The sequence below is a fragment of the Billgrantia montanilacus genome (assembly GCF_003336675.1).
Taxonomy (GTDB): Bacteria; Pseudomonadota; Gammaproteobacteria; order Pseudomonadales; family Halomonadaceae; genus Halomonas; species Halomonas montanilacus.
Genome location: NZ_QPII01000003.1, coordinates 224,598 through 249,755, shown reverse-complemented (window position 1 = coordinate 249,755; position 25,158 = coordinate 224,598). Strand labels below are relative to the sequence as shown.

22 protein-coding genes are annotated in these 25,158 nt (G+C 62.4%); 17 read left to right on the top strand and 5 right to left on the bottom strand.

Features of this window, described 5'->3' with window-relative positions:
• The first annotated feature begins 7 nt into the window (after nt 1-7).
• The 6 genes from DU505_RS06570 to glmS all read left to right on the top strand — a co-directional run bounded on the left by DU505_RS06570 (nt 8) and on the right by glmS (nt 7,355).
• Nucleotides 8-436 carry a F0F1 ATP synthase subunit epsilon gene (locus DU505_RS06570; RefSeq protein ID WP_114478182.1) on the top strand — a complete coding sequence of 143 codons (429 nt, stop codon included), beginning with the start codon at nt 8-10 and terminating at the stop codon, nt 434-436.
• A 160-nt stretch (nt 437-596) separates the two neighbouring features.
• The gene (gene mgtE / locus DU505_RS06565; protein WP_114478181.1) at nt 597-1,970 is read left to right on the top strand and encodes a magnesium transporter; all 1,374 of its coding nucleotides are present in this window, start codon (nt 597-599) and stop codon (nt 1,968-1,970) included.
• Nucleotides 1,971-2,156: 186 nt separating this feature from the next.
• The gene (locus DU505_RS06560; RefSeq protein ID WP_114478180.1) at nt 2,157-2,954 is read left to right on the top strand and encodes an undecaprenyl-diphosphate phosphatase; all 798 of its coding nucleotides are present in this window, start codon (nt 2,157-2,159) and stop codon (nt 2,952-2,954) included.
• 44 nt (nt 2,955-2,998) lie between these two features.
• Nucleotides 2,999-4,063, top strand: coding sequence for an FAD:protein FMN transferase (locus DU505_RS06555; RefSeq protein WP_114478179.1), 1,065 nt, complete (start codon nt 2,999-3,001; stop codon nt 4,061-4,063).
• An 81-nt stretch (nt 4,064-4,144) separates the two neighbouring features.
• The gene (gene glmU, locus DU505_RS06550) at nt 4,145-5,512 is read left to right on the top strand and encodes a bifunctional UDP-N-acetylglucosamine diphosphorylase/glucosamine-1-phosphate N-acetyltransferase GlmU (protein ID WP_114478178.1); all 1,368 of its coding nucleotides are present in this window, start codon (nt 4,145-4,147) and stop codon (nt 5,510-5,512) included.
• Between the two features lie 10 nt (nt 5,513-5,522).
• Entirely contained in the window at nt 5,523-7,355 is a 1,833-nt protein-coding gene (glmS, locus tag DU505_RS06545; RefSeq protein ID WP_114478177.1) for a glutamine--fructose-6-phosphate transaminase (isomerizing), read from the top strand.
• Here glmS and DU505_RS22810 read toward each other — a convergent pair.
• On the bottom strand, nt 7,296-7,706 hold the full coding sequence (locus tag DU505_RS22810; protein ID WP_340148254.1) for a phosphatase PAP2 family protein: 411 nt from the start codon (nt 7,704-7,706) through the stop codon (nt 7,296-7,298). The genes glmS and DU505_RS22810 overlap by 60 nt on opposite strands.
• Nucleotides 7,707-7,735: 29 nt before the next feature.
• On the opposite strand from DU505_RS22810, the gene DU505_RS06535 reads away from it, so the two are divergent.
• Nucleotides 7,736-8,566, top strand: a complete 831-nt coding sequence (locus tag DU505_RS06535; protein ID WP_245947793.1) for a DUF72 domain-containing protein — start codon at nt 7,736-7,738, stop codon at nt 8,564-8,566.
• Between the two features lie 131 nt (nt 8,567-8,697).
• Complete coding sequence (locus tag DU505_RS06530; RefSeq protein WP_114478176.1) at nt 8,698-10,044, top strand: sodium-dependent transporter; 1,347 nt, start codon at nt 8,698-8,700, stop codon at nt 10,042-10,044.
• A gap of 69 nt (nt 10,045-10,113) precedes the next feature.
• Here the strand turns inward: DU505_RS06530 and DU505_RS06525 are convergent, their stop codons facing one another.
• On the bottom strand, nt 10,114-10,314 hold the full coding sequence (locus tag DU505_RS06525; protein WP_043517401.1) for a PA3496 family putative envelope integrity protein: 201 nt from the start codon (nt 10,312-10,314) through the stop codon (nt 10,114-10,116).
• A gap of 211 nt (nt 10,315-10,525) precedes the next feature.
• Between DU505_RS06525 and hexR the strand changes: the two genes are divergently transcribed.
• The 3 genes from hexR (at nt 10,526) to DU505_RS06510 (ending at nt 15,168) form a co-directional block, all read left to right on the top strand.
• Nucleotides 10,526-11,389 carry a transcriptional regulator HexR gene (hexR, locus tag DU505_RS06520; protein WP_114478175.1) on the top strand — a complete coding sequence of 288 codons (864 nt, stop codon included), beginning with the start codon at nt 10,526-10,528 and terminating at the stop codon, nt 11,387-11,389.
• A 312-nt stretch (nt 11,390-11,701) separates the two neighbouring features.
• Nucleotides 11,702-13,909, top strand: a complete 2,208-nt coding sequence (gene uvrD, locus DU505_RS06515) for a DNA helicase II (RefSeq protein WP_114478174.1) — start codon at nt 11,702-11,704, stop codon at nt 13,907-13,909.
• Between the two features lie 158 nt (nt 13,910-14,067).
• Nucleotides 14,068-15,168 carry a TRAP transporter substrate-binding protein gene (locus tag DU505_RS06510; RefSeq protein ID WP_114478173.1) on the top strand — a complete coding sequence of 367 codons (1,101 nt, stop codon included), beginning with the start codon at nt 14,068-14,070 and terminating at the stop codon, nt 15,166-15,168.
• A 64-nt stretch (nt 15,169-15,232) separates the two neighbouring features.
• Here the strand turns inward: DU505_RS06510 and DU505_RS06505 are convergent, their stop codons facing one another.
• Nucleotides 15,233-15,640 (bottom strand): acyl-CoA thioesterase, encoded by a 408-nt coding sequence (locus DU505_RS06505; protein ID WP_114478172.1) that lies wholly within the window; start codon nt 15,638-15,640, stop codon nt 15,233-15,235.
• A 186-nt stretch (nt 15,641-15,826) separates the two neighbouring features.
• Between DU505_RS06505 and cysZ the strand changes: the two genes are divergently transcribed.
• Together cysZ and DU505_RS06495 are read left to right on the top strand one after the other, a co-directional pair.
• The gene (gene cysZ / locus DU505_RS06500) at nt 15,827-16,549 is read left to right on the top strand and encodes a sulfate transporter CysZ (RefSeq protein ID WP_114478171.1); all 723 of its coding nucleotides are present in this window, start codon (nt 15,827-15,829) and stop codon (nt 16,547-16,549) included.
• Nucleotides 16,550-16,626: 77 nt separating this feature from the next.
• Complete coding sequence (locus tag DU505_RS06495; protein ID WP_114478170.1) at nt 16,627-17,118, top strand: copper chaperone PCu(A)C; 492 nt, start codon at nt 16,627-16,629, stop codon at nt 17,116-17,118.
• Nucleotides 17,119-17,164: 46 nt separating this feature from the next.
• Here the strand turns inward: DU505_RS06495 and DU505_RS06490 are convergent, their stop codons facing one another.
• Nucleotides 17,165-18,676, bottom strand: coding sequence for an NCS1 family nucleobase:cation symporter-1 (locus DU505_RS06490; protein ID WP_114478169.1), 1,512 nt, complete (start codon nt 18,674-18,676; stop codon nt 17,165-17,167).
• 614 nt (nt 18,677-19,290) lie between these two features.
• Here DU505_RS06490 and DU505_RS06485 point away from each other — a divergent pair.
• The 4 genes from DU505_RS06485 (at nt 19,291) to preA (ending at nt 24,385) form a co-directional block, all read left to right on the top strand.
• Nucleotides 19,291-20,157 (top strand): nitrilase-related carbon-nitrogen hydrolase, encoded by an 867-nt coding sequence (locus DU505_RS06485; protein WP_114478168.1) that lies wholly within the window; start codon nt 19,291-19,293, stop codon nt 20,155-20,157.
• 22 nt (nt 20,158-20,179) lie between these two features.
• Nucleotides 20,180-21,622, top strand: a complete 1,443-nt coding sequence (gene hydA / locus DU505_RS06480) for a dihydropyrimidinase (RefSeq protein WP_114478167.1) — start codon at nt 20,180-20,182, stop codon at nt 21,620-21,622.
• Nucleotides 21,623-21,707: 85 nt separating this feature from the next.
• Nucleotides 21,708-23,087 (top strand): NAD(P)-dependent oxidoreductase, encoded by a 1,380-nt coding sequence (locus DU505_RS06475; protein ID WP_114478166.1) that lies wholly within the window; start codon nt 21,708-21,710, stop codon nt 23,085-23,087.
• Complete coding sequence (gene preA / locus DU505_RS06470; protein ID WP_114478165.1) at nt 23,084-24,385, top strand: NAD-dependent dihydropyrimidine dehydrogenase subunit PreA; 1,302 nt, start codon at nt 23,084-23,086, stop codon at nt 24,383-24,385. Before DU505_RS06475 ends, preA begins: the two co-directional genes overlap by 4 nt.
• A gap of 19 nt (nt 24,386-24,404) precedes the next feature.
• Here the strand turns inward: preA and DU505_RS06465 are convergent, their stop codons facing one another.
• Nucleotides 24,405-25,025 (bottom strand): TetR/AcrR family transcriptional regulator, encoded by a 621-nt coding sequence (locus DU505_RS06465; protein WP_043518641.1) that lies wholly within the window; start codon nt 25,023-25,025, stop codon nt 24,405-24,407.
• Nucleotides 25,026-25,158 lie beyond the last annotated feature (133 nt).

Genomic DNA, 25,158 nt, shown 5'->3' with positions numbered 1-25,158 from the left:
CTTCGCTATGGCGAACAGCTTCAAGTGCGAAATCGTCAGCGCCGAAGAGGCGATCTTCTCGGGTGACATCGAGCAGCTCGTCGCTTCCGGCATGATGGGCGACCTGGGCATCCTGCCCGGGCACGCTCCGCTGCTGACCGAGCTTCAGCCAGGTCCGATTCGGGTGATCCACGACGGTGGCGAGGAAGAAAACTTCTACGTCTCCGGCGGTTTCCTCGAAGTGCAGCCGGACGTGGTCACCATCCTCGCTGATGCTGCCTCACGGGCCGGTGACCTCGACGAGGCCGCCGCCGAGGAAGCCCGTCAGCATGCGCTGAAGGCGTTCAACGAAAAGTCGTCGGAGCTGGATTACACCCGCGCCGCCGCCGAACTCGCTGAAGCCGTGGCCCAGCTGCGTACCATCCAGCAGCTGCGCAAGAAGGCCGGCAAGGGCTGAACCTGGCCTTTACCGTGTAAAACGCCTCTCGAACACTGTTCGGGGGGCGTTTTCGTATCTGCTATGATGTCGTCCATGCGTCGGGTCGCTCCCGAACCGTCCTCATTCGCCCCGTGCTGGTGAAAGTCATCGACTTGCCTGGCGGCGCCAGGAGATGCCCATGTCACTGAACGAAACACTTCAGGAACAGAAAGATAAGCTTCTAGAGGCACTCCGGGAGGAAGAACAGGAACGCCTCGATGAGCTGTTGCCCGAGCTGCGTGCCGCCGACCTGTCCGAGATCCTGGAGGATATTCTCGAGGAGGAAGATGATCTTCCTCTCGTGCTCGAGTTGCTGGACTGTCTTCCGATCGAGCGTCGGGCCAATGTGCTTGGCTACTTGCCTGGCGACGAACAGCTTGAGATCGCAGAGGCGATCTCCGACGACATGCTGCTGCTGATTCTCGAGGAGATGGGCTCGGATGAGCGGGTCGACCTGTTCAACCTGCTGGGTGAAGACCGGCGCGAAACCCTCCTGCGGCGAATGGCTCGCCAGGAGCGCGAGGACCTCAAGCGACTGGCCAGCTACGAGGAGGGCACCGCCGGGGCGATCATGACCTCGGACTACGTGGCGATCCCCAGCGGCATGACGGTGTCCAAGGCGATGATGCGGGTGCGGCAGACGGCACCGGACGCCGAGACCGTGTATCAGCTCTATATCATCGATGCGGAAGGTCGGCTGGCTGGCACCATGTCGCTGCGTCAGCTGATGGTGGCCAGGCCGGGGGCTCAGGTCGACGACTTGATGATCAAGGATGTGATCAGTATTTCGGTCGATGAGGAGCAGGAAGAGGTCGCCCGTCTGATATCGCGTTACGACCTGCTGGCAATGCCGGTCACTGACCACGAGGAGCGGCTGGTAGGCATCGTCACCCACGATGACGCCATGGATGTGGCGGAGTCCGAGGCGACCGAGGATTTCCACAAGGGGATGTCCATCGGCCAGCTCGAGGACGGCGTCAGCCGGGTGCCGATCTGGAGCCTCTATCGCAAGCGGGTGACCTGGCTGGTGCTGCTGGTGTTTGCCAACCTCTTCTCCGGCGCCGGCATCGCTTACTTCGAGGACACCATCGCCGCCCAGGTGGCGCTGGTGTTCTTCCTGCCACTGTTGATCGGCAGTGGCGGCAACGCGGGAGCCCAGGCCGCGACCCTGATGGTGCGCGGCATGGCCACCGGCGACGTCGGGGTCAAGGACTGGAGCAAACTGCTCGGACGTGAGCTGCTGGTGGCGGGGGCGCTGGGGCTGACCATGGCGCTGGCCGTGGCCCCCATCGGTGTGATGCGTGGCGGGGAGGCGGTGGCCATGGTGGTGGCCATGAGCATGGTCACCATCGTGCTCTTCGGCAGCCTGCTGGGTATGTGCCTGCCGTTCGTGCTCAACCGGGTGGGCTGGGATCCGGCTACCGCCTCGGCGCCGCTGGTGACCACAGTGATCGATGCCTGTGGTGTGCTGATCTACTTCAGCATTGCAACGGCGATCCTGACAGGAGTTTGAGCGCCCTCGGCCTGGACTCCTGCGACATCGGTGGGCTGAGGGAAGGACAGGCCCACCGAAAGCAGCTGTCATCGACTGGCGGCGGACAACTGCCGATCAGGCGTGTATTCTCTTGAGCGTTTCATCCCTGCGTCCCAGCGGGTCTCACCACCACTGCGCACGACATCCCTGTCAGGAGACCGCCATATGGATTGGCTTCAGGTCGCTATACTCGCCCTCGTTCAGGGATTGACCGAGTTCCTGCCGATATCCAGCTCCGCCCACCTGGTTCTGGTGCCGGTGCTGACCGAGTGGGGGGACCAGGGTCTCGCCTTCGATGTGTCCCTGCACATGGGCAGCCTGGCGGCGGTGGTACTCTATTTCCGCCAGGACCTGGTACGCATGAGCGTCAGCGTGTTGGACTACCTCCGCGGTCGTACCCTCGATGCGGATGGGCGACTTGCCGGTTGGGTACTGCTGGCCACGTTCCCCGTCGGGCTCGCCGCCCTGATTTTCAAGTCACCCATCGAAACCGTGATGCGTTCACCGCTGGTGATCGGCATGAGCCTGATCGGCTTCGGTCTCCTGCTGGGTTATGCTGATTGGCAGCGGCGCTCCGGAAGAAGTGAGTACCAACTCACGTTTAAGGATGCGCTCCTGATAGGCGGGGCCCAGGCGCTGGCGCTGATACCCGGGACATCGCGTTCCGGCATCACCATCACCGCGGCCTTGCTGTTGGGGATGAGCCGGGAGGGTGCGGCACGATTCTCCTTCCTGCTGTCGATTCCGGTGATCGTGCTGGCCGGTGGCCTGGAGATCAGCGAACTGATCCGGGCCCCTGAGCCAATCGCGGTTTCAGCGCTGCTGGTGGGGGCGGTATTATCCGGTATCAGCGCCTATGTCTGCATTCACTACTTTCTGACATTCATCAAGCGGATCGGCATGCAGCCCTTTGTGGTCTATCGCATCATTCTGGGACTTTGGCTGCTATGGGTCTTCTGGTAGCCGCAAGGCGAATTCAGGCTGTTCTCGAGGAGAGCTTCATCATCATGCGTCGACTTCCCCCTCTTCTTGCCTCCGCTGCGCTGCTGTTGCTGCTGGTGGGATGCTCCGAAAGCGATCGTCCACTGGAGTCACCGGTTCACCTTGAAGGGGCCATCTTCGGCTCCTTCTACCAGGTCACCATTGCCGATTCCCTGACCCAGGGAGAAGCGCAGCGTCTCGAGCAGGGGGTGATCGAGGTACTCGAGGACGTGGATGCCGCCATGTCGATCTACCGTGAGGACTCGGAGCTGGTGGCCTTCAACCAGGCGCCGGTGGGTGAATGGCAGCCGCTCTCCAATGAGCTGATCGAGGTGCTGGCGATCAGTCGATCGGTGTCCGAGGCGAGCAACGGGGCGTTCGACGTTACCATTGGCGGGGTGGTCAACCTGTGGAGCTTTGGCTCCGAGGCACGCCCCCGGGAGATCCCGGACGGGGAGACGTTGAACGAACGCCTGGCCGAAGTGGGGATGGACAATATCGAGATCGACGAGCACGCCCTGCAGGCCCGGCGTATGACGGATGTCTTTGTTGATCTCGGCGGGGTGGCCAAGGGGCACGGCACGGACAGGGTGGCGTCCTACCTGGATGGACAGGGCGTCGAGCACTACCTGATCAATCTTGGCGGCGACCTGAGCGTGCGCGGCTATCGGGATACCGAGAGCCAGCCTTGGCGCATCGGTATCGAAGCACCTCTGGACGATCGTCAGGAAGCTCAGCATATCCTGCCGCTGGAGGTGATTTCGGTGGCCACCTCCGGGGACTACCGCAACTACTTCGAAGAAGAGGGCCGGCGCTACTCGCATACGCTCGACCCGCGTACCGGACGGCCAATCGACCATCGTCTGGCGTCGGTCACCGTGGCGCATCCCTCCAACGCCTGGGCGGATGCCTGGGCGACGGCGCTGATGGTGCTGGGTGACGAGGAGGGCATGGCGCTGGCCCGGGACCAGGGTCTCAAGGTACTGATGCTGATACGCGAAGAGGACGGCTGGGCCAGCGTGGCCACGGCGGCCTTTGCCGACCACTTCGGCCAGTCGCGAATGGCGGAAATGGAGATCGAGGTTCGCTGAAAAAAGCAACCCGTGCGGCGGCGGCCGATGCCGCAGGTTAAACTGTCGCGATACGCAATAAATCAAGGAAAAGGAGTCAAGATGAGCCTCGACGTGGTGATACTGGCCGCCGGGCAAGGGACGCGAATGCGCTCGCAGCTCCCCAAGGTACTGCACCGCCTGGCCGGCAAGCCCATGGTGTGTCATGTCATCGATACCGCTCGTAGGCTCGAGGCCGATCGTATGCACGTGGTGATTGGCCACGGGGCGGATCGGGTGCGCCAGGCACTTGGCGACTATCCCGTGCGCTTTGCCCTGCAGGCGGAGCAGAAGGGTACCGGGCACGCCGTGGCCCAGTCACTCGATGCGCTTGGCCAGGGCAAGGTGCTGGTACTGTATGGCGACGTCCCGCTGATTCGTCACGAGACCCTGTCGACATTGCTCGGCCAGGTCAACGAGTCGCGCATGGGCCTGCTTACCGTAACCCTGGACGACCCCAACGGCTATGGTCGCATCCTGCGTAACGATGATGGCGAGGTCGTCGCGATCGTCGAGCAGAAGGACGCCAGCGAGCGCGAGCTGGCGGTGTGCGAATGCAATACCGGCATCATGGCCATGACCGCCGCACAGCTGCAGCGCTGGCTGCCTCAGCTATCCGCTGACAATGCTCAGGGCGAGTATTACCTGACCGACGTGATCGCCATGGCGGCGGCGGACGGTGTGGCGATCGCCACCGCACAGCCTGCTGAGCCCATGGAAGTCGAGGGGGTCAACAATCGTCTGCAGATGGCGCGGCTCGAGCGGGCGCACCAGGCCCGTATAGCCGAGCAGCTGATGCTCCAGGGCGTGGCCCTGCTCGATCCGGCGCGGCTCGATGTGCGCGGTCGTCTGACCTGCGGCCACGATGTGGAGATCGACGTGAGCTGTGTCTTCGAGGGCGAGGTCGAGCTCGGTGAAGGTGTTCGCATCGGCCCCCACTGCGTGATTCGCGACAGCCATATCGGTGCCGAATCGGTGATCGAGGCCCATAGTGTCATCGATGGGGCCGTGATCGCCGGCCGCAACCGCATCGGGCCCTTCGCCCGGCTGCGCCCCGGCTCGCGTCTGGCGGTGGGTGCCAAGGTGGGCAATTTCGTCGAGACCAAGAACGTCGAGGTGGGCGAGGATAGCAAGATCAACCACCTGAGCTATGTGGGAGACGCTCGACTGGGTCGCAACGTCAACGTCGGTGCCGGTACCATCACCTGCAATTACGACGGCGCCAACAAGCATCGCACCGAGATCGGCGACGGCGCTTTCATCGGCTCCAATACCGCCCTGGTGGCTCCGGTCAGCGTGGGTGGCGGCGCTACCGTGGGTGCCGGATCGACGATCAGCAAAGACGTGCCCGACAATGCGCTGGCTGTCTCCCGAGGCCGGCAGATCGCCAAGGCGGATTGGCTGCGCCCCACCAAGGCAAAGGATTACTGAGGAGAGAGCGATGTGTGGAATCGTTGGTGCCGTTGCCCAGCGCAATGTGCAGAATATCTTGCTCGAGGGGCTACGGCGCCTGGAATATCGCGGCTACGACTCGGCCGGCATGGCAGTGCTTGCCTCGGCGGGGCTGCAGCGTTGCCGGGCGCTGGGTAAGGTTGCCGCACTGGAACAGCGGCTTACCTCCGAACCGCTGGCCGGTCACTGTGGCATCGCCCACACCCGCTGGGCCACCCACGGCAAGCCCAGTGAGGCCAATGCGCACCCGCACGCCTCGGGCGACCGGCTTGCGGTAGTGCACAACGGCATCATCGAGAACCACGAGACGTTACGTGCCGAACTCAAGGACGCCGGCTATGTCTTCGCGTCGCAGACCGACACCGAAGTGGTGGCCCACCTGCTGGAGCGTGAGTATCGTCTTGGCGACGGCCTGCTGGCATCGGTTCAGCGGGTGCTGAAGCGGCTGGAAGGTGCCTATGCCCTGGCCGTGATGCATGCCGATGAGCCCGATGTCATCGTCGGTGCGCGCAAAGGCAGTCCCCTGGTGGTAGGCGTGGGTATCGACGAGGCCTTTCTGGGTTCGGATCCTCTGGCCCTGCTGCAGGTCACCGACCGCTTCATCTATCTGCAGGAGGGCGATGTCGTTCGCCTCTCCGATGGAGGCCGCGTCGAGGTCGTCGATGAAGCCGGCCGGCCGGCCGCGCGGGAGACCCATACGTTCGAACACGCCGACGGTGCCGCGAGCAAGGGGGACTACCGCCATTTCATGCTAAAGGAAATCTTTGAGCAGCCGGCGGTGATCGCCGCGGCACTGGAAGGCCGGTTGGGCGACAAGTCGGTACTGGTGGAGTGTTTCGGACCCGGGGCTGAGACGCTATTCGAGCGTGTCCAGCAGATCCATATCGTGGCCTGCGGGACCAGCTACCATGCCGGGATGGTGGCGCGCTATTGGCTGGAGCGCTATGCCGGGGTTCCTGTTCAGGTCGAGGTGGCTTCAGAGTATCGCTACCGGACGGTGGTGGTGCCCGAAGACACCCTATTCGTGACGTTGTCACAGTCCGGCGAGACTGCCGACACCCTGGCCGCGCTGCGCTTTGCCCGCGAGCAGGGGTATCTGGGCAGCCTGGCGATCTGTAACGTGCCGGGCAGTTCCCTGGTACGTGAATCCGATCTGACCCTGATGACCCAGGCCGGACCCGAGATCGGCGTGGCCTCCACCAAGGCATTCACCACCCAGCTCACCGGCCTTATGCTGTTGACCCTGGCCTTGGGCCGGATCAAGGGGCTGTCCTCCGATCTCCAGGCAGAGCTGGTGTCGGGGCTACGCGGCCTGCCGCGGCTGGTGTCGCAGGTGTTGAAACTGGATGGCGAGATCGAGACGCTGTCGATGGCCTTCGCCGAGAAGCACCATGCGCTCTTTCTTGGCCGGGGAGTGCATTTCCCCATTGCGCTGGAAGGCGCACTGAAGCTCAAGGAGATCTCCTATATCCATGCCGAGGCCTATCCCGCCGGTGAACTCAAGCACGGGCCCCTTGCCCTGGTGGATAGCGAGATGCCGGTCATCTCGGTAGCGCCCAACGATGAGCTGCTCGACAAGTTGAAGTCCAATCTCCAGGAGGTGCGAGCCCGTGGCGGCGAGCTGTTCGTCTTTGCCGACGAAGCGGTGGGGATGGAAGAAGAAGAGGGGATTCGCGTGCTCAGGCTGCCCCATGTGCATGATGCCCTGGCACCGATTCTCTATACCATTCCGCTGCAGTTGTTGAGCTACCACGTGGCGGTACTAAAGGGCACTGACGTCGACCAGCCGCGTAACCTGGCCAAGTCGGTTACCGTTGAGTAGACCGGGATGGCGCCAAGCCCGCATCGGGCTCAGCGCTGTACCCAACCTCGTGCGATCAGCGGCGCAAAGAGCAGGTGCTAGAGCCGTCTCGCTACACGATGATAGTAGGTTAATATCAACCAGTTGCAGCTGACCCCCACCCGCAGTGCCATTGCCGCGGCCAGCGGGCACCGAGCATGTCCTGGGGAAATGAACACCGAGAAAGACCCGCGCCCAGGCAACCGGCACCGCCAGCAGCAGCAGGTAGTGTCCGATACGTCGGGTCTCGGCATGCAGCAGCAGGCTGAAGGCCATGGTCAGCATGATCGTGGCATGGTTGCTGGGGAAGGCGCATGTTCCAGAGCATGACAAGGTTGTCCAGACTGTATTTGGGTTTGCCCATGTGGGCCAATCCCGAGTGGTGTGGCTCCCTTTATCCGCCCTATGGGGGCCAGGAGGGCTGGCTGGCCGACTACGCCCGGGTGTTCTCTGCGGTGGAGGGCAACACGACCTTCTACAGTGGGGCGCCCCGGTCGGAGACGGTGGCAGGCTGGTCGCGCCAGGTTCCTGCCAACTTCCGCTTCTGCTTCAAGCTGCCGGCAACGTTGACCCATGAGCAGCGGCTCCAGGGTATCGAGTCGGGTTTCGATGCCTTTCTCGAAGCCCTTGCGCCGCTGCACGATCGCCTTGGCCCGCTCCTTGTCCAGCTACCGCGAAATTTCGGTTATAGCGAACTGCCTCGGCTCGAGGCGTTGCTCGCGCGCTGGCCGCCCGGCATCGGGTGCGCCGTGGAGGTTCGTCACCCCGAGTTTTTCCACAAGGGGGTGGCCGAAGTTGCCTTGAACCGCCTGTTGATAACTCACCGCGCCAACCGCGCCATGCTCGACGTCCGCGCACTCTTCTCGACGCCGGCGGAAGGCAGCCCAGACCTTGTGCGCGCCCAGAACGAAAAGCCACGATGCCCATTACACGTGCTTTCCACGGGAGAGCAACCGCTGATTCGCTTCATCGGGCATCTGGATGAGTCGGTCAACTGGCATTATTTCCAGCCCTGGATTAACCAGGTCAGGCTGTGGATAAATCAGGGGAAAACCCCTTTCCTTTTTGTGCATACCGCCAACAACCGCCAGGCCCCTCAGTTGGCCAGGAAGCTCTATCAGGCCTTTGCTGACGACATCGGCCTGTTGCCGATGGGTGACTTTGCCGGAGAGCGGCAAACGAGCCTGTTCTAAGGCCTATCGACACTGGCCTTCGAGCGTATGATCGGATAGATTTGCCGTAATTCGAGTCAAAAACCTCCCTATCTTCTGTGTTTTTGCGCTTGAGACAGACCAACAACCTGATACACAACAATAGGTGATTCATGTCTAAACTCGTCCACGCGCAGTGGTCGTCGAAGATGACCTTCGTGCTAGCTGCTGCCGGCTCCGCGGTAGGGCTGGGCAATATATGGCGCTTCTCCTATATGGTGGGGGAGAGCGGTGGCGCCGCCTTCGTACTGGTTTACCTGGCCTGTGTTGCAGTCATCGGCCTGCCGATACTCGTTGCCGAGTGGCTGCTTGGTCGCCGGGGACAAAACAACCCCGTCAATGCGATGTTGACGCTGGCCGCCAGCAACGGCCGCAGTCGGGCCTGGGTGCTGGTCGGCATCAGCGGGGTGCTGGCCGCCTTCCTGATCCTTTCCTTCTACAGCGTCATCGGTGGCTGGTCGCTCTACTACACCCTCAACTCCGTCACCGGCACGTTCACTGGCCAGGATGCCGACAGTGTCGGGGCCATCTTCGGTGGCCTGCTGGGTAGCCCGGGTGTGCTGCTGCTGTGGCATACCGCCTTCATGGCGCTGGTGGTATGGATCGTCGCTCGCGGGGTGACCAAGGGCCTGGAAGGGGCCGTGCGTACACTGATGCCGGCCCTGGTGATATTGATGATCGTGCTGGTGGGCTATGGCATGACCACGGGGCATTTCGGTGAGGCGCTGGCCTTCATGTTCAGTCCCGACTGGGGTGCCTTGAGCGGGGATATCGTATTGGCCGCCATGGGCCAGGCCTTCTTCACCCTGTCGTTGGGGATGGGCATCATGATGGCCTACGGCTCCTACCTGGGTGAGGACGTCAACCTGTTGGGGACGGCGCGCACGGTGATCATACTGGATACCGTTATCGCGCTGCTGGCGGGGCTGGCCATCTTCCCCATCGTGTTTGCCAACGGCCTGAGTGCCGGGGAAGGGCCGGGCTTGATCTTCGTCACCCTGCCGTTGGCCTTCGGCAACATGACCGGTGGCGCGATCCTCGGCCTGATGTTCTTCCTGCTGCTGACCTTTGCCGCCCTGACCTCTGCGATTTCACTGCTCGAGCCGGTGGTGGAGTTCGTCGAGGAGCGATCGCCGCTGACCCGGGTGATGGCCACCTTGGTCGGTGGCGTTGCGGTCTGGGCGCTGGGTATCGCGGCATTGATGTCGTTCAACGTCTGGGATGAGTTCCTGATCTTCGGCCTCAACGTCTTCGACCTGCTGGATACCTTCACCAGCAAGATCCTGCTGCCGCTGACCGGCCTTGGTGCCATCGTCTTCGTGGGCTGGTGCCTGGATCGCAAGAGCGTCGCCGGGGAGTTGAACCTGAGCGCTGGCAGCGAAACGGTCTGGTATGTCGTGGTGCGCTATATTGCGCCGCTGGGCGTGATCCTGGTGTTCATCAACAGCTTGCTGGGGTGACAGAACCCTGAGCCCCGCTGGGCGGGGCTTGAGCGACTGCCTTGGACGGCCGCCGACAGGCGGCCGTCGTCAATGTTTTTCGTCTTCGGCTAGATCGGCGATATTCCGCTCCAGCTGTTTGAATTCGTTGTGCAGCTCGATGCCGCGGCGCGCTCTCAGGTTGCGCTGAGCGGCGGTGCGCGAACGTCTCTCGTGTTCGGCGACTTTCAAGCTCATGAAGATGTCGAGAAGCTCACTCTTGACGGAAGTTACGCGTTCGATCTTGCTCATGATCGACTCTCCCTCTTCTTCTTTGTCGTCTCTTCTTCCCTACCGTTGTCGGCATGCCGCCACCCACCACGATGGCGGCCCAGCCTTTCTACTATACCTTACTTGACAGGATGATGACTAAGTGGGTCATTTCACGCAGAGGGCCGAAATTCCATATCGGCTTCGCGATGGGGCATACTGACCACTGCGACTGCCAACCAAGGAGTTCAGCGTGAGCCGCGCCCTGTTCGATGAAATGAGACGCCGCATGGAGCACTTTCGCCGCTCCGAGCAGAAGGTGGCGCGCTACGTTCTGCGCAATCCCGATGAAGTGATCCATATGCGCATCGTCGACCTGGCCACCGAGTCCAAGGTCAGCGAACCCACCGTGGTGCGGTTCTGCCGGGCGCTGGGCTGCAACGGCTTCCAGGACTTCAAGCTCAAGCTGGCACAGATGCTGGCTTCCGGCAGCCAGTTCGCCCAGTTCTCGATGAACGATGACGATTCGGTGGCCGAATTCTCCCAGAGCATCTTCGACTCCACCGTGGGCACCCTGCTGTCGGTGCGCGATCGGATGGACAACGAGGCCCTGAGTCGGGCTATCCAGGCGCTGGCCATGGCCAATCGGGTCGAATTCTACGGTTTTGGCGCTTCCGGTGCGGTGGCCTTCGACGCCCAGCACAAGTTCTTCCGCCTGCAGATATCCACCGCCGCTTACGCCGACCCGCACATGCAGAACATGTCGGCGGTGACCCTCAAGGAGGGCGATGTCGTAGTGGCGATCTCCCAGACCGGCCGGACCCGGGCGCTTGTCGCCAGCGTGCGCCTGGCCCGCGAGGCCGGTGCCACCGTGATCGGCCTGTGCCCCAGCGGCTCGCCGCTGGCCGAGGAAGTGACCCTGCCGCTGTATATCGACGTGCACGAGGATACCGAGATCTATACTCCGATGAGCTCGCGCATCGCCCATCTGGTGCTGGTCGACGTACTGGCGGTAGGGGTGGCCAAGACCCGTGGCCCCAGGCTCGCCGAGCAGCTAAAGGCGGTAAAGAAGAGCCTGACACCGCTAAGGTTTCCGGAGCAGGAAGGTAAGCCGTAGCCCAGCGTTGGGGATAACACTGCGGCCTCCGCCAAGGCGCCTGACGGCGCCAGTCGCGATGGAGACTCGGAGCGCCGAACCGAGCGCTCCAACAGCGATTCTACCCACCGACGATGCCACGCCGCTGTAGGAGGAAGCTTTAGCTCCGGTCCGACGCATCGGCGACTGGAGGCCAAAGGACTCCCGGCGGTGTTGCCGGTGTCTGACGATAACCACCAACGTTGCGGCCTCCGCCAGCCCCCTGCTGAGTCTTATGCGTAGTCAGGATATGCTAAGCTGAGCGCTCATTTTTCGAGCGGCAGTACCCTTTCCATGGACGACGTCACGGCGATTCTCGATCAGTTGAACCCGGCTCAGCACGAGGCGGTCAGTGCCCCCCAGGGCAACATGCTGGTGCTGGCCGGGGCGGGTTCCGGCAAGACCCGGGTGCTGGTGCATCGCATCGCCTGGCTGATGCAGGTCGAGGGCCTGTCGCCCTATGCCGTGCTCGCCGTGACCTTCACCAACAAGGCCGCTCGGGAGATGCGCACCCGCCTGGAAGCGCTGTTGGGTCTGTCGCTGCGCAACGTCTGGGTCGGCACCTTCCACTCTATCGCCCATCGCCTGCTGCGTACCCACTGGCAGGACGCCCGCCTGCCCCAGCACTTCCAGATCATCGACAGCGATGACCAGCTTCGCCTGGTCAAACGCCTGCTCAAGGAGAATCACGTCGATGACGAGCGCTATCCGCCGCGCCAGGTGCAGTCATTCATTTCCGGCTGCAAGGAAGAGGGGCTGCGTCCGCATCAGGTGGATGTCCATGGCGATGCCTACCTGGCACAGATGGTGGATCTCTATGAGCGCTACCAGCTGACCTGCGAGCGTGGCGGGCTGGTCGACTTCGGCGAGCTGCTGCTGCGCAGCCTGGAGCTGCTGCGCGACAACCCGGCGCTGCTGGCCCACTACCAGGAGCGCTTCGGCCATGTGCTGGTCGACGAGTTCCAGGACACCAATACACTGCAGTACGCCTGGCTCAAGCTGCTCTCCGGCATGAAGACGCCGATGACGGTGGTCGGCGACGACGACCAGTCCATCTACGGCTGGCGCGGCGCGCGGGTGGAGAATATCCGCCGCTTCGAGCAGGAGTTTCGCGATACTCGCACCGTTCGGCTAGAGCAGAACTACCGCTCCACCAGCGCGATTCTCGAAGCCGCCAATGCGCTGATCAGCCACAATGCCGATCGCATGGGCAAGGAGCTGTGGACGGCTGGCAGCCGCGGCGAGCCGATCTCGCTTTATGCCGGCTTCAACGACCTGGATGAGGCGCGCTTCATCGTCGATACCATCAAGGAGAAGGTCGACGAGGGGTACAATCGACGCGAGATCGCCATTCTCTACCGCTCCAACGCCCAGTCACGGGTGCTGGAGGAGACCTTGATCCGCCAGGGGATGCCCTATCGCATTTACGGGGGCCATCGCTTCTACGAGCGGCTCGAGATCCGCAATGCCCTGGCCTACCTGCGCCTGTTGCTCAATCGCGACGACGACGCCTCGCTGGAGCGCATAATCAACGTGCCGGCCCGGGGCATCGGCACCCGTACCGTGGAGATCCTGCGTGAGCGAGCCCGCCAAGCCGACGTCACGCTGTGGCAGGCCCTGCATGACGGGCTTGCCGACGCGTCGCTGAAGGGGCGAGCCGGCAACGCCATTCAGGCGTTCGCCGACCTCATCGAGCGGCTGGACAACGAGACCGCCGGCATGTCGCTGCACGAGATCATCGCCCATGTGATCGAGCATTCGTGTCTGGTCGAGCACCACCGCAGCGAGAAGGGTGAGAAGGGGCAGGCGCGGGTCGAGAACCTCGAGGAACTGATCAACGCCGCCCGCGCCTTCACCCAGGGCGAGGCGCTCAAGCCGCCGGAGACGGGAGAGGGCGGCGTGGCGCTGGAGGCCTTCCTCTCCGAGGCGGCGCTCAATTCTGGCGAGCACGAGGCCGACGAGTTCGAGGACTGCGTGCAGCTGATGACGCTGCACTCCGCCAAGGGGCTGGAGTTCCCGGTGGTGTTCATCGCCGGAGTCGAGGAGGGGCTGTTTCCGCACAAGATGTCGCTGGAGGAGCCCGGGCGTCTCGAGGAGGAGCGCCGGCTCTGCTATGTGGGCCTGACCCGAGCCATGCGCAAGCTCTACCTGACCTATGCCGAGATCCGGCGTATGCACGGCAAGGAGACCTTCCAGCGCGCCTCGCGCTTCCTGCGCGAGATCCCCGACGAGTACATGGAGGAGGTACGGCTGCGCGGACAGATCTCCCGGCCGGTCACGGCCATGCGCCCCGCGGTCGGGCTCTCGCGGCAGACCTCGGTCAATGGCGGCGGCGAGCTCCCCACTCTCAGCCTGGGGCAGCGGGTCCATCATCCGGTGTTCGGCGAAGGGGTGATCCTCAACGCCGAGGGCGAGGGAGAGCGCGCCCGGGTCCAGGTCAGCTTCGAAGGCGAGGGTGACAAGTGGCTGGTGCTGGGGTTTGCCAAGCTGACCCCCCTATAGGGAAACACCGCTACACTACTGCGCTCCCCTGATACGTTGACGTCTACGTCAAAAGACGTGGTTGCCGGTCAATTCGACGCTGACGCATACTCTCAGGCGGACACATCGCGCAATACAAGACGCGAATCAGAATAATCACCCTCGGAGTCACGTACGCCATGCAACGTCGTTATTTTCTCAAGAACAGCCTCAAGACCGTCGGCCTCGGCGCCGTCGGCGTCGCAACAGCCGCTTTCGTATCCACGGCCAGCGCACAGGAGACCATCACCTGGGACATGGTCACTTCCTGGCCGACCAACTTCCCCGCCCTGGGCACTGGTGCCAATGACTTTGCCGAGCGTATCGAGACGCTCTCCAACGGCCGCATGCGTGTACGCGTGCACGGCGCCGGTGAGCTGGTGCCGGCAATGGAGGTCTTCGATGCCGTCGCCGCCGGTACCGCTGAAATGGGCCACTCCGCCGCCTACTACTGGCGGGGCAAGGTCGCCGCGTCACAGTTCTTCACGGCAGTTCCCTTCGGTATGAACACTACCGAAACCAACGCCTGGCTTTACCATGGTGGCGGCCAGGAGCTGTGGGATGAAGTCTATGCCAAGCACAACCTCAAGCCCTTCCCCGTGGGCAATACCGGTGCGCAGATGGCTGGCTGGTTCAAGGAAGAGATCAACTCGCTCGAGGACATGCAGGGGCTCAAGTTGCGCTTGCCCGGTCTGGCTGGCGAAGCCATGAATGGCATCGGTGTCACCACCGTCAACATGGCGGGCGGTGAGATCTTCACCTCCATGCAGACCGGTGTGCTCGACGCCGCCGACTGGGTTGGCCCCTATAATGACATGGCTTTCGGCCTGCACCAGGTCGCCGATTACTACTACACCTCGCCGTGGAACGAGCCTTCCGCCGTGCTGGAGGGTACCGTCAACCTGGATGCCTGGAATGACCTGCCTGACGATCTCAAGGCGGTAGTGACCGAAGCGGCCCGTGCCTCCAACCTGGCAATGACCAGCGAGTTCGCCTATCGCAACGCCCAGGCGCTGGATACCCTGGTGGAAGAGCATGGTGTGCAGCTGCGCAGTTTCCCCGAGGACGTCATGCAGGCGCTCTACGAGTCCTCGCAGCAGGTCATTCAGAATCAGGTGGAGAGCGATCCGGATTCCGCCAAGGTCTACGAATCCTATCAGGCCTTCCAGGAGCTGGTGCGTCCGTTCCACGACGTGGGTGAATTCCACTACCTCAAGACTCGCGATAACCTCACGGACTGATCATAAGGGGTAACCGAACAGGGACGCCATACGGCGTCCCTGTCGCGTTTGGGTGCCGCTTGGCTCAGCCCGGCTGGTGAACCGCGCGGATCCGCCCCTTGTCGTCGAGTGCCACCATCACGAAGCGGGCCTCGGTGACCTTGTGGAGCTCATCCCCATCGCGCTCATGGGGCTGGCGGATCCAGACTTCCACGTCGATCTTGACCGAGCTATGGCCAATCTCGCGTACGGCAGTAAAGATATTGACGGTCGACCCCACCCGAACCGGGCACAGGAAATCCATGGTTTCGATGGCCACGGTGGCGGTGCGGCCATGGGCCTCCCGACCGGCTGCCAGTTCGGCTGCCTGGTCCATGTGGCTGACCAGCCAGCCGCCGGGTATGTCGCCAAAGAGATTGGTGTCCTGGCGAGAGGCCAGTAGCTTGAGCGTCAGCTGTCCCTGGGGAGCGGGCACGTCGTCGAGGTCGGTCATGAGTGTCGTCTGCTCGGCTTGTTGTTGTCGGTGGTTGGTTCAAGTCGGAAAAGCGTTGATTAATATTGCGCTGCAGCGCGCCTGTGCGCCATCTTATACGGCAAGGTCCCCCTTGCTCCAGCCTTGCGACAACCTGTCGCCGGGGTACTCGCTTGCCTTCACCCCTCTCACCACGAGGAAAAACCGATGCTGGATGCCTTCACGGCCCTGGTACGTGGTACTCGGCTGGCCTACGCGCCGGGCATGCGCCGTTACGTCTTCGTGCCGATCGGCATCAACCTGATGGTGTACGGCCTCATGCTTTACTACGTGGTCGCCCGTTTCGGCGGTTGGCTCGACACCTGGATGGCCATGGTCCCGGGCTGGCTGGAGTGGCTCTCCTGGCTGATCTGGCCACTGTTCGTGGTCAGTCTGGTGTTGATCGTCTTTTTCACCTTTACCCTGGTGACGCACCTGATAGCCGCCCCCTTCTATGGCTTCCTGGCCGCCAAGGTAGAGGTGGTGGCCACCGGGCGGCCGCCGCTGGACGACAGGGGGTTGGCCAGGACGGCGGTGGATGCACTGGGCCGCGAACTGGTCAAGCTCGGCTATATCCTCCCCAGGATGGCGTTGCTGTTCGCGTTGAGCTGGATTCCCGCCCTCAACCTGATCGCACCACTGCTCTGGCTCCTTTTCTCCGCCTGGATCATGGCCATCACCTATCTCGACTATCCCATGGACAACAACAAGGTCAGTTTCGCCGACATGCGGCGTCGTCTGTCGTCACGCCGTTGGCCGACGCTGAGTTACGGTGCCTGGGTTACGCTGATCACCTGGATACCGTTGGCCAACCTCTTCCTGCTTCCCGGCGCCGTGGCCGGTGCGGTGCTGATGTGGAACAGCCACTATCGGGGCCTGCCAACCCCCTGAACCGGGCAGGCAGCGTCAGGGAACTGCTACCCTCACGGATGTCTGAGTGTATTCGCAAGCAGCACAAGGATTTCACCATGCGTTTCATGTTTTTGCTGATGCTGGCTGCCGCTCTGTCGATGGCCGGTCCGGCCATGGCACAGGAGTATCGGCTGGATGACCTGATCATCACCCACCCCTTCGCGACACCGTCTCCTCCCAGCGTCGATCATGCCGCGGTCTACGTGGATATCTCCATCGCCAGCGGCGAGTCGGACGCATTGGTGGGGGCGAGCACGCCCGCCAGCGAGACCGTCGAGCTTCATGACATGGCCATGGAAGGCGGCGTCATGCGCATGTTTCCGGTGGATGAGATCGAAGTGCCGACCAGCACCTTGCTGACCATGCGCCCGGGTGGCGGGCATCACCTGATGCTGAGCGACTTGACAGCACCGCTGCGCGAGGGGGATAGCTTTCCGCTAACCCTGACGTTTGCCGAGCGGGGAGAGGTCGACATCCATGTGCGGGTCCAGAGCGCAGGCGATGGCGGTGCCGATGCAGGGGAGCTACTGCATCGGCACCGCCACTGATGTGCCAGCGAGTGCCTGGCAAGTGGCGCCAGGCCGCTCGCTCTTGCTACAGCCGCCGCTCTACGTCGATGGCGGTCGCCTGCACGGTCTGGCTGACCGGTGAGAGCGCCAGGCTGGCTACGTAGTAGATCACGGCGCCAAGAATCGAGCCGGTAAACCAGCCATAGTCGTAGAACCAGAACATGGTGCCGGTGGTCAGCGATAGCAGGGTCAGCGAGACGGGTATGCCGAAAGCGATAAATCCGGCAATGTTGATGGCGGGATAAGCCTTCCCGTCCTGATAGAGGCTCGGCACGTCGAGTCGTTGGCGCTTGATCAGGAAGTAGTCAACCGCCATGATGCCGGCGATTGGTCCCAGCAAGCTGGAATATCCCAGCAGCCAATTGGAGTACATGCTCTCGAGGGATACGCCGGAGGTGAGGATCCCCGCCTTCTGCATCAGGTCGTAGCCCATCAACGCCACCCCGAATGCCCCGGTGATCAGAACGCCGCGAGTGTGGTCGATGTAGCGTGGCGCAACGTTCTGGAAATCATTGGTTGGCGATACGATATTGGCCGCCGTATTGGTCGAGATAGTGGCGATGATGATCATTACCATGGCGAGGCTGACCCAGAACGGATTGTTGATCATGCCGATCAGGCTGACCGGGTCGGCGACGGTCTGGCCGACCAGCGATTCCGAGGCCGCTGTCATGACCACACCAAGGGCAGCGAAGAAGAACATGGTCAATGGTAGGCCCAGCACCTGGCCGACGATCTGGTCTTTCTGGCTCTTGGCGAAGCGACTGAAATCGGGAATGTTGAGCGACAAAGTAGCCCAGAAGCCGACCATGGCCGTCAGGCCGGCGAAGAAGTAGCCATAGACCGGCGCCCCTTCGGGGCGGGATGGCGGCTGCAGCAAGAGCTCGGTCATCGACATGTGTGGCCAGGCCCAGAACATCAATCCGATTCCAACCGCCAGCAGCAGCGGGGCTGCCAGTGTCTCCAGCCACTTGATCGATTCGGCGCCGCGGATCACCACATAGAGGTTCATGGCACCAAAGATGAAGAAGCCTATGACTTCGCCGATCCCTCCCAGCGCCTGCCAGGGGGGAACGATCGTCGACAGCAACAGGTGGATGGCAAGGCCCCCGAACATCGTCTGCACGCCGAACCAGCCGCAGCCGACCAGCGCCCGGATCAGGCAGGGTACGTTGGAGCCGAGAATTCCGAATGATGAGCGCAGCACCACGGGGAAGGGAATGCCGAACTTGGTGCCGGGGAATGCATTGAGGGTAAGGGGAATCAACACGATGACATTCGCCAGCAGGATCGCAAGCAGCGCCTCACCAACGCTGAGCCCGAAGTAGGCGGTCAAGACACCGCCAAGAGTATAGGTCGGCACGCAGATCGACATACCCACCCACAGAGCGGCAATGTTCCATTTCGACCAGGTGCGCTCGTGCGCCTTGGTGGGTGCAATATCCGCATTGAAACGAGGACTGTCACGAACGTCTTCGCCTTCCTCGAGTTCGATCAAGCCCTGCTTGTCCAGCATCCTTGATGACTTGGTGGTCATTGTTGTTCTCCACGTCACTAGATGGGTTCATGAACTGCCGGTAGCCCTACCGAGCAGCAAGCAATAAGCGTGCCCAAGTTATGTCATTTCCCTTGAATCTCCCTCCCTAGAGTGACCTTTTTCCTCTTCGGATGCGCTTTTTCAAGGTCATCACCAACTCGATAGCTCAAAAAGCTGACGAAATCGACAGGATTTAATGAGGTCGATGGAAGCCGGACTGAACGACGTCGTTTTCACGCTTCATGTCAGGCTAGTCAAGTTTCATAATGGTTCAAGATTTGTTAACGAGCTAATAAAATACGTGAGGTATGTAAAATAAATTGTTGTTTTTATTGATTTAAAAAGAATTGCTAGAGGCACCACCCTGAAGCAAAGCCTCACCATAATGAAGCTCAGTGACAGGGAGAATTCTTGTTTTTCTTTGAAAACAATAGGTTGCTTCAAGCTCCCGTTGGCGATGAAAAAGATCTTGAAGGAGCCCCGATCACCGACTAGTTTTGAAAAAGCTGACTGAAGTGACAGCTTTATTGTTTTCTGAATTTTACCTTGGCTCTCGCCGACGTCGTGCCCAGTCGCATGAGCCCGACAACAAACACAACCTTGGGTAAGTGATCATGCAGAAAATGAAAATCGGCCTGATACAGATGGGCCTGAAGGCGAGTACCGACCTGGAACCCGCGGCGATTCGCGATGCCATGAACGAGGCCCACCTGCCGCTGATCCAGCAAGCGGCGGATGCCGGTGTGCAGGTCCTGTGCTTCCAGGAGGTCTTCAATCAGCCCTATTTCTGTCCCAGCCAGGATCCCAAGTGGTATGCCGCTGCCGAACGGGTGCCCGAGGGGCCGACCTGCCAACTGATGCAGAAGCTGGCCGCCAAGCACCGCATGGTGATGGTCGTGCCGGTCTACGAGGAAACGGTGACCGGCATCTACTACAACACTGCGGCGGTGTTCGATGCCGACGGCAGTTATCTCGGCAAGTATCACAAGACGCATATCCCGCAGGTTGCCGGTTTCTGGGAGAAGTTCTACTTCAAGCCCGGCAAGTCCGAGTGGCCGGTCTTCGATACCGCCTACGGCAAGATCGGCGTCTACATCTGTTACGACCGCCACTTCCCCGAAGGGTGGCGTGCGCTCGCCTTGAATGGCGCCGAGGTGATCTTCAACCCCTCCGCCACCGTAGCCGGCCTCTCCCAGTATCTGTGGGAACTCGAACAACCCGCGTCGGCCGCGGCCAACGGCTGCTTCATCGCTGCCATCAACCGGGTCGGTACCGAAGCGCCATGGAACATCGGGGAGTTCTATGGTTCGAGCTACATCGTCAACCCCCGCGGCCAGATCGAGGCCCAGGCCAGCGACAGGGAGGATGAGCTGCTCATCCATGAGATCGACCTGGATATGGTGCGCGAGGTGCGCAACAACTGGCAGTTCTTCCGCGACCGCCGCCCGGATGCTTACGCCCGACTGACCGACGGCGAATGATCCCGACACCAGGAGACGCACCATGAGCCTATTGATTCGCGGTGGCACCGTGGTCACCGACTGCGACACCTACCGCGCCGACGTCCTCTGTGAAGACGGCAAGATTCAAGCCATCGGCAACCGTCTCGATGCGCCGCCGGGCGGCGATGTCATCGACGCCGAGGGCATGTATGTCATGCCAGGCGGCATCGATCCTCACACCCATATGCAACTGCCCTTCATGGGCACCGTGGCCAGCGAGGATTTCTATACCGGCACGGCGGCGGCGCTGGCCGGCGGCACCACCTCGATCATCGATTTCGTGATCCCGAGCCCCGGGCAGTCGTTACTGGAGGCCTTTGATATCTGGCGAGGCTGGGCGGAAAAAGCCGCCTGCGACTATGCCTTCCACGTTGCCATCACCTGGTGGGATGACAGTGTCAGGGAGGAGATGGGAGCCCTGGTGCGTGAACATGGAGTGAACAGCTTCAAGCACTTCATGGCCTACAAGGGAGCCATCATGGCCACCGATGACATCCTGGTGCAGAGCTTCTCGCGCTGCCTGGAACTCGGCGCAGTGCCCACGGTGCATGCGGAGAACGGCGAGCTGGTCTACCACATGCAGCAGAAGCTGCTGGCCGAGGGCATGACCGGGCCGGAGGCCCACCCCCTGTCGCGCCCGCCCCAGGTAGAGGGAGAAGCCGCCAGCCGGGCGATTCGCATCGCCAGCACCCTCGGGGCGCCGATCTACCTGGTGCACGTCTCCACCAAGGACGCCGTCGACGAGATCGCCTATGCCCGCCAGCAGGGTCATCCGGTCTATGGCGAGTGCCTGGCCGGCCATCTGGTGCTCGACGATAGCGTCTATCAGGATACCGACTGGGGGCGAGCCGCCGCCCATGTGATGAGCCCGCCATTCCGGCCCAAGGGCCACCAGGAGGCGCTTTGGCAAGGCCTGCAGTCCGGTAACCTTCAGACCACCGCCACCGACCACTGCTGCTTTTGTGCCGAGCAGAAGGCTGCCGGCAGGGAAGACTTTACCAAGATTCCCAATGGCACCGCCGGGGTCGAGGACCGCATGGCGGTGCTATGGGAGGAGGGGGTCAACAGCGGCAAGCTGTCGAAGCAGGAATTCGTCGCCCTGACCTCCACCAACACCGCCAGGATCTTCAATCTCTATCCGCGCAAGGGAGCGGTGCAGGTGGGCTCCGATGCCGACCTGGTGGTGTGGGACCCCGATGGCACCCGCACCATCTCTGCCACGACCCACCATCAGAACGTCGACTTCAACATCTTCGAGGGCAAGACGGTGCGAGGCATCCCCCGGCATACCGTGAGCCAGGGTAAATGGGTGTGGTGCGATGGCGAGCTGCGTGCCGAACGAGGCGTCGGACGCTACCTGGAACGCCCGGCCTACCCTGGCGTGTTCGAGCTGCTCGAGCGTCGGGCAGAGCTCAATGCACCCAAGCCCGTACAGCGGGCCTGATCCCGCAAGGTGCGGCCACACACCGCCCGCGACAGCGAGGCGGTGATGACAACAAGATGCGAAACCACCATGAGAGGCCACGACCGTGACCCACTATCTCGACCATCTACCCCGCGTGGCGGATAACCCCGGGGCGACGCCACAGGCGCTTGCCGACAACTTCAGTGACCTGCATCCTCCGCTCACCGAGCGCCAGGCAATCATCGAAAGCCAGCGCTGCCTTTACTGCTACGACGCCCCCTGCATCGAGGCCTGCCCGTCGGATATCGACATCCCGCGCTTCATTCGCCAGATCAGCGAGGACAATATCAACGGCGCCGCTCACACCATCCTCGAACAGAACATCCTGGGCGGAAGCTGCGCCCGGGTCTGTCCGACCGAGATTCTCTGCGAGCAGAGCTGTGTGCGTAACCACGATGCCGAGTGCCAGCCGGTGCTGATCGGCCTGCTCCAGCGCCATGCCACCGACAACATGCAGTTCGAGCAACACCCCTTCCAGCGCGCGGCGGATAGCGGGCGTCGCGTGGCAGTGGTGGGGGCTGGTCCGGCGGGGCTGGCCTGCGCCCATCGCCTGGCGATGTTCGGTCACCGGGTGAGCCTCTTCGAAGCCGAGGCCAAGCCCGGTGGCCTCAACGAGTTCGGCATCGCCCGCTACAAGATGACGGATGATTTCGCCCGCAGGGAGGTGGAGTTCCTGCTCGAGATCGGCGGCATCGAGATTCGCTATGGCCAGCGGCTGGGCGACAACCTCAGTCTCGAGCAGCTGCGTGACGAGTACGACAGCGTTTTCCTGGGGCTGGGCCTGGGCGCCAGTCGAAGGCTGGGGCTGACCGGCGAGGACGCGCCGGGCCTCATGCCTGCTGTGGACTACATCAGGGAGCTACGTCAGGCAGAGGAGCTCGCCGACCTGCCGCTGGCCCGGCGCTGCGTGGTGATCGGTGCCGGCAACACCGCCATCGACATGGCGACGCAGATGGCCCGGCTGGGTGCCGAGGAGGTGACCCTGGTCTATCGCCGGGGCGTCGAGTCCATGTCGGCCACCGGCCATGAGCAGGAGATCGCCAGGGCCAACGGGGTGCGCATGATGACCTGGGCCAAACCCCTGGAGGTATTGCTCGATGGGGAAGGCAGGGTGGCCGGCATGCGCTTCGAGAAGACGCGGGAGGACGGTGGTCGGCTGGTCGGTACCGGCGAAACCCTCGATATCGCCGCGGACGGTGTCTTCAAGGCCATTGGCCAGGGATTCGACGCGGACAGTCTGACCGACCCGCTGGCGGCACAGCTCGCCCGGGATGGCGAACGCATTCAGGTCGACGGCAACTTCCAGACCTCGCTTCCCCGGGTCTATGCCGGCGGCGATTGCGTCGCACCGGGCCAGGACCTCACGGTACAGGCCGTACAGCACGGCAAGCTTGCCGCCCACGCGATCCACCAGGCCCTGATGGCCAAGCAGGAGGCCGCATGACGACTTTCTCAAACGGGTTCAACGGTATCGACCTCAGCGTCGACTTCGCCGGCATCAAGGCGCCCAATCCCTTCTGGCTGGCTTCGGCGCCGCCTACCGACAAGGCCTACAACGTGGTACGTGCCTACGAGGCGGGCTGGGGAGGTGTGGTCTGGAAGACCCTCGGCGAGGACCCGGCGGCGGTCAATGTCTCGTCGCGCTACTCGGCGCACTTCGGCAAGAATCGCGAGGTGCTGGGCTTTAACAACATCGAGCTGATCACCGACCGCTCCCTCGAGATCAACCTGCGCGAGATCGCCGCGGTCAAGAAGGCATGGCCGGACCGGGCGCTGGTCGTGTCGATCATGGTGCCCTGCGAGGAAGCGGCCTGGAAACACATCCTGCCGCTGGTGGAAGCCACCGGCGCCGACGGCATCGAGCTCAACCTGGGATGCCCCCACGGTATGCCGGAGCGCGGCATGGGCGCCGCGGTGGGCCAGAACCCGGACCTGATCGAGAAGGTCACCCGCTGGTGCAAGCAGTATTACCCCAAGCCGGTGATCGTGAAGCTCACCCCCAACATCACCGACATTCGGGCCCCCGCCCAGGCTGCCCTGCGCGGCGGGGCCGATGCCGTGTCGCTGATCAATACCATCAACTCGATCACCAGCCTCGATCTCGATGCCATGGTGGCCAGGCCCACCGTGGGCAGCCAGAGCACCCACGGCGGCTATTGCGGCAGCGCGGTCAAGCCCATCGCCATGAACATGGTCGCCGAGATTGCCCGCGACGCCGCCACCCGCGATCTACCCATTTCCGGGATCGGTGGCATTTCCAACTGGCGGGACGCCGCGGAGTTCATCGCCCTGGGCGCCGGTAGCGTGCAGGTATGCACCGCCGCCATGCTGCACGGTTTTCGTATCGTCGAGGAGATGAAGGACGGCCTGTCACGCTGGATGGCGGAGAAGGATTACCGCACGATTGCCGACTTCTCCGGCAAGGCCATTCCCAACACCACCGACTGGAAGCACCTGGACATGAACTTCCAGACCATTGCCCATATCGACCAGGACAAGTGCATCGAGTGCGGGCGGTGCTATATCGCCTGCGAGGATACCTCGCACCAGTCGATCGCCAAGCTGGTCGATGCCAGTGGCGCCCGGCGCTACGAGGTGATCGAGGAGGAGTGCGTGGGCTGCAACCTGTGCCAGATCACCTGCCCGGTACAGGACTGCATCACCATGGTGCCCCAGGAGACCGGCAAGCCCTACATGAGCTGGAACGAGGATCCGCGCAACCCTTACCGGGTGGCGAGCTGAGCCAGCGGCCTGGCACTGTTCACGGTGTCAGGCCGATTCCCCGCAGGATGACCGAGGTCACCGACTGCACCGCCTTCTCGAACTGGATATCGTCCAGCGGGCGGTCGTCGTTCAGCAGGGCGATCTGATAGTCGAAGTCGGCGTAGTGCTGGGTCGAAGCCCAGATCATGTACAGCAGATGCGAAGGCTCCACCGGCAGGATCCGTTCGGCCTCGATCCATTCACGGATCTTGGCCTCCTTGAGCTTGGCCCACTCGTAGAGATTATCGCGAAGGTCTGTCTGGAGAATGGGGGCGCCCTGCATGACCTCCGCCGCCCACACCTTGGAACCATGGGCCCGGTTGCGTGAATGCTGCATCTTGGCGCGGATATAGGTGGAGAGCACGATGCGAGGATCGTCATAGAGCTCGAAACAGAGCGCATCCTGCTTCCACACCTCCAGCAGCTCCAGCAGCACGGCACGGTACAGTGCTTCCTTGGTGGAAAAGTAGTAATGGACGTTGGACTTGGGGAGGTCGGCCAGCTTGGCGATATCGCCCATGGAGGCGCCAGCGTAACCTTTTTCGGCGAAGATGCACTCGGCGGCAAGCAAGATCTTTTCCCTGTTCTGGCGTCTAATATCATCCTGTTTTCTTGCCATCTATGGGAGCACCTTGCAGCCGTCCTGGATAACCGATCAATCATTCCGTAATCCTAAGCATACACAAGGAGGCACCACAGCAATAGCGGTGGTGCCTTGGTTCAGTCGTGCATCGGCTCAAGCGACCGGCGTG

Coding starts and splice junctions, on each gene's coding strand:
- DU505_RS06465 (WP_043518641.1), bottom strand. CDS start 25,025: ATGGCAAGAAAACAGGATGATATTAGACGCCAGAACAGGGAAAAGATC.
- hydA (WP_114478167.1), top strand. CDS start 20,180: ATGAGCCTATTGATTCGCGGTGGCACCGTGGTCACCGACTGCGACACC.
- DU505_RS06485 (WP_114478168.1), top strand. CDS start 19,291: ATGCAGAAAATGAAAATCGGCCTGATACAGATGGGCCTGAAGGCGAGT.
- preA (WP_114478165.1), top strand. CDS start 23,084: ATGACGACTTTCTCAAACGGGTTCAACGGTATCGACCTCAGCGTCGAC.
- glmU (WP_114478178.1), top strand. CDS start 4,145: ATGAGCCTCGACGTGGTGATACTGGCCGCCGGGCAAGGGACGCGAATG.
- DU505_RS06525 (WP_043517401.1), bottom strand. CDS start 10,314: ATGAGCAAGATCGAACGCGTAACTTCCGTCAAGAGTGAGCTTCTCGAC.
- glmS (WP_114478177.1), top strand. CDS start 5,523: ATGTGTGGAATCGTTGGTGCCGTTGCCCAGCGCAATGTGCAGAATATC.
- mgtE (WP_114478181.1), top strand. CDS start 597: ATGTCACTGAACGAAACACTTCAGGAACAGAAAGATAAGCTTCTAGAG.
- DU505_RS06530 (WP_114478176.1), top strand. CDS start 8,698: ATGTCTAAACTCGTCCACGCGCAGTGGTCGTCGAAGATGACCTTCGTG.
- DU505_RS06505 (WP_114478172.1), bottom strand. CDS start 15,640: ATGACCGACCTCGACGACGTGCCCGCTCCCCAGGGACAGCTGACGCTC.
- DU505_RS06510 (WP_114478173.1), top strand. CDS start 14,068: ATGCAACGTCGTTATTTTCTCAAGAACAGCCTCAAGACCGTCGGCCTC.
- DU505_RS06495 (WP_114478170.1), top strand. CDS start 16,627: ATGCGTTTCATGTTTTTGCTGATGCTGGCTGCCGCTCTGTCGATGGCC.
- DU505_RS06490 (WP_114478169.1), bottom strand. CDS start 18,676: ATGACCACCAAGTCATCAAGGATGCTGGACAAGCAGGGCTTGATCGAA.
- uvrD (WP_114478174.1), top strand. CDS start 11,702: ATGGACGACGTCACGGCGATTCTCGATCAGTTGAACCCGGCTCAGCAC.
- DU505_RS06535 (WP_245947793.1), top strand. CDS start 7,736: ATGTGGGCCAATCCCGAGTGGTGTGGCTCCCTTTATCCGCCCTATGGG.
- DU505_RS06560 (WP_114478180.1), top strand. CDS start 2,157: ATGGATTGGCTTCAGGTCGCTATACTCGCCCTCGTTCAGGGATTGACC.
- DU505_RS06570 (WP_114478182.1), top strand. CDS start 8: ATGGCGAACAGCTTCAAGTGCGAAATCGTCAGCGCCGAAGAGGCGATC.
- cysZ (WP_114478171.1), top strand. CDS start 15,827: ATGCTGGATGCCTTCACGGCCCTGGTACGTGGTACTCGGCTGGCCTAC.
- DU505_RS06555 (WP_114478179.1), top strand. CDS start 2,999: ATGCGTCGACTTCCCCCTCTTCTTGCCTCCGCTGCGCTGCTGTTGCTG.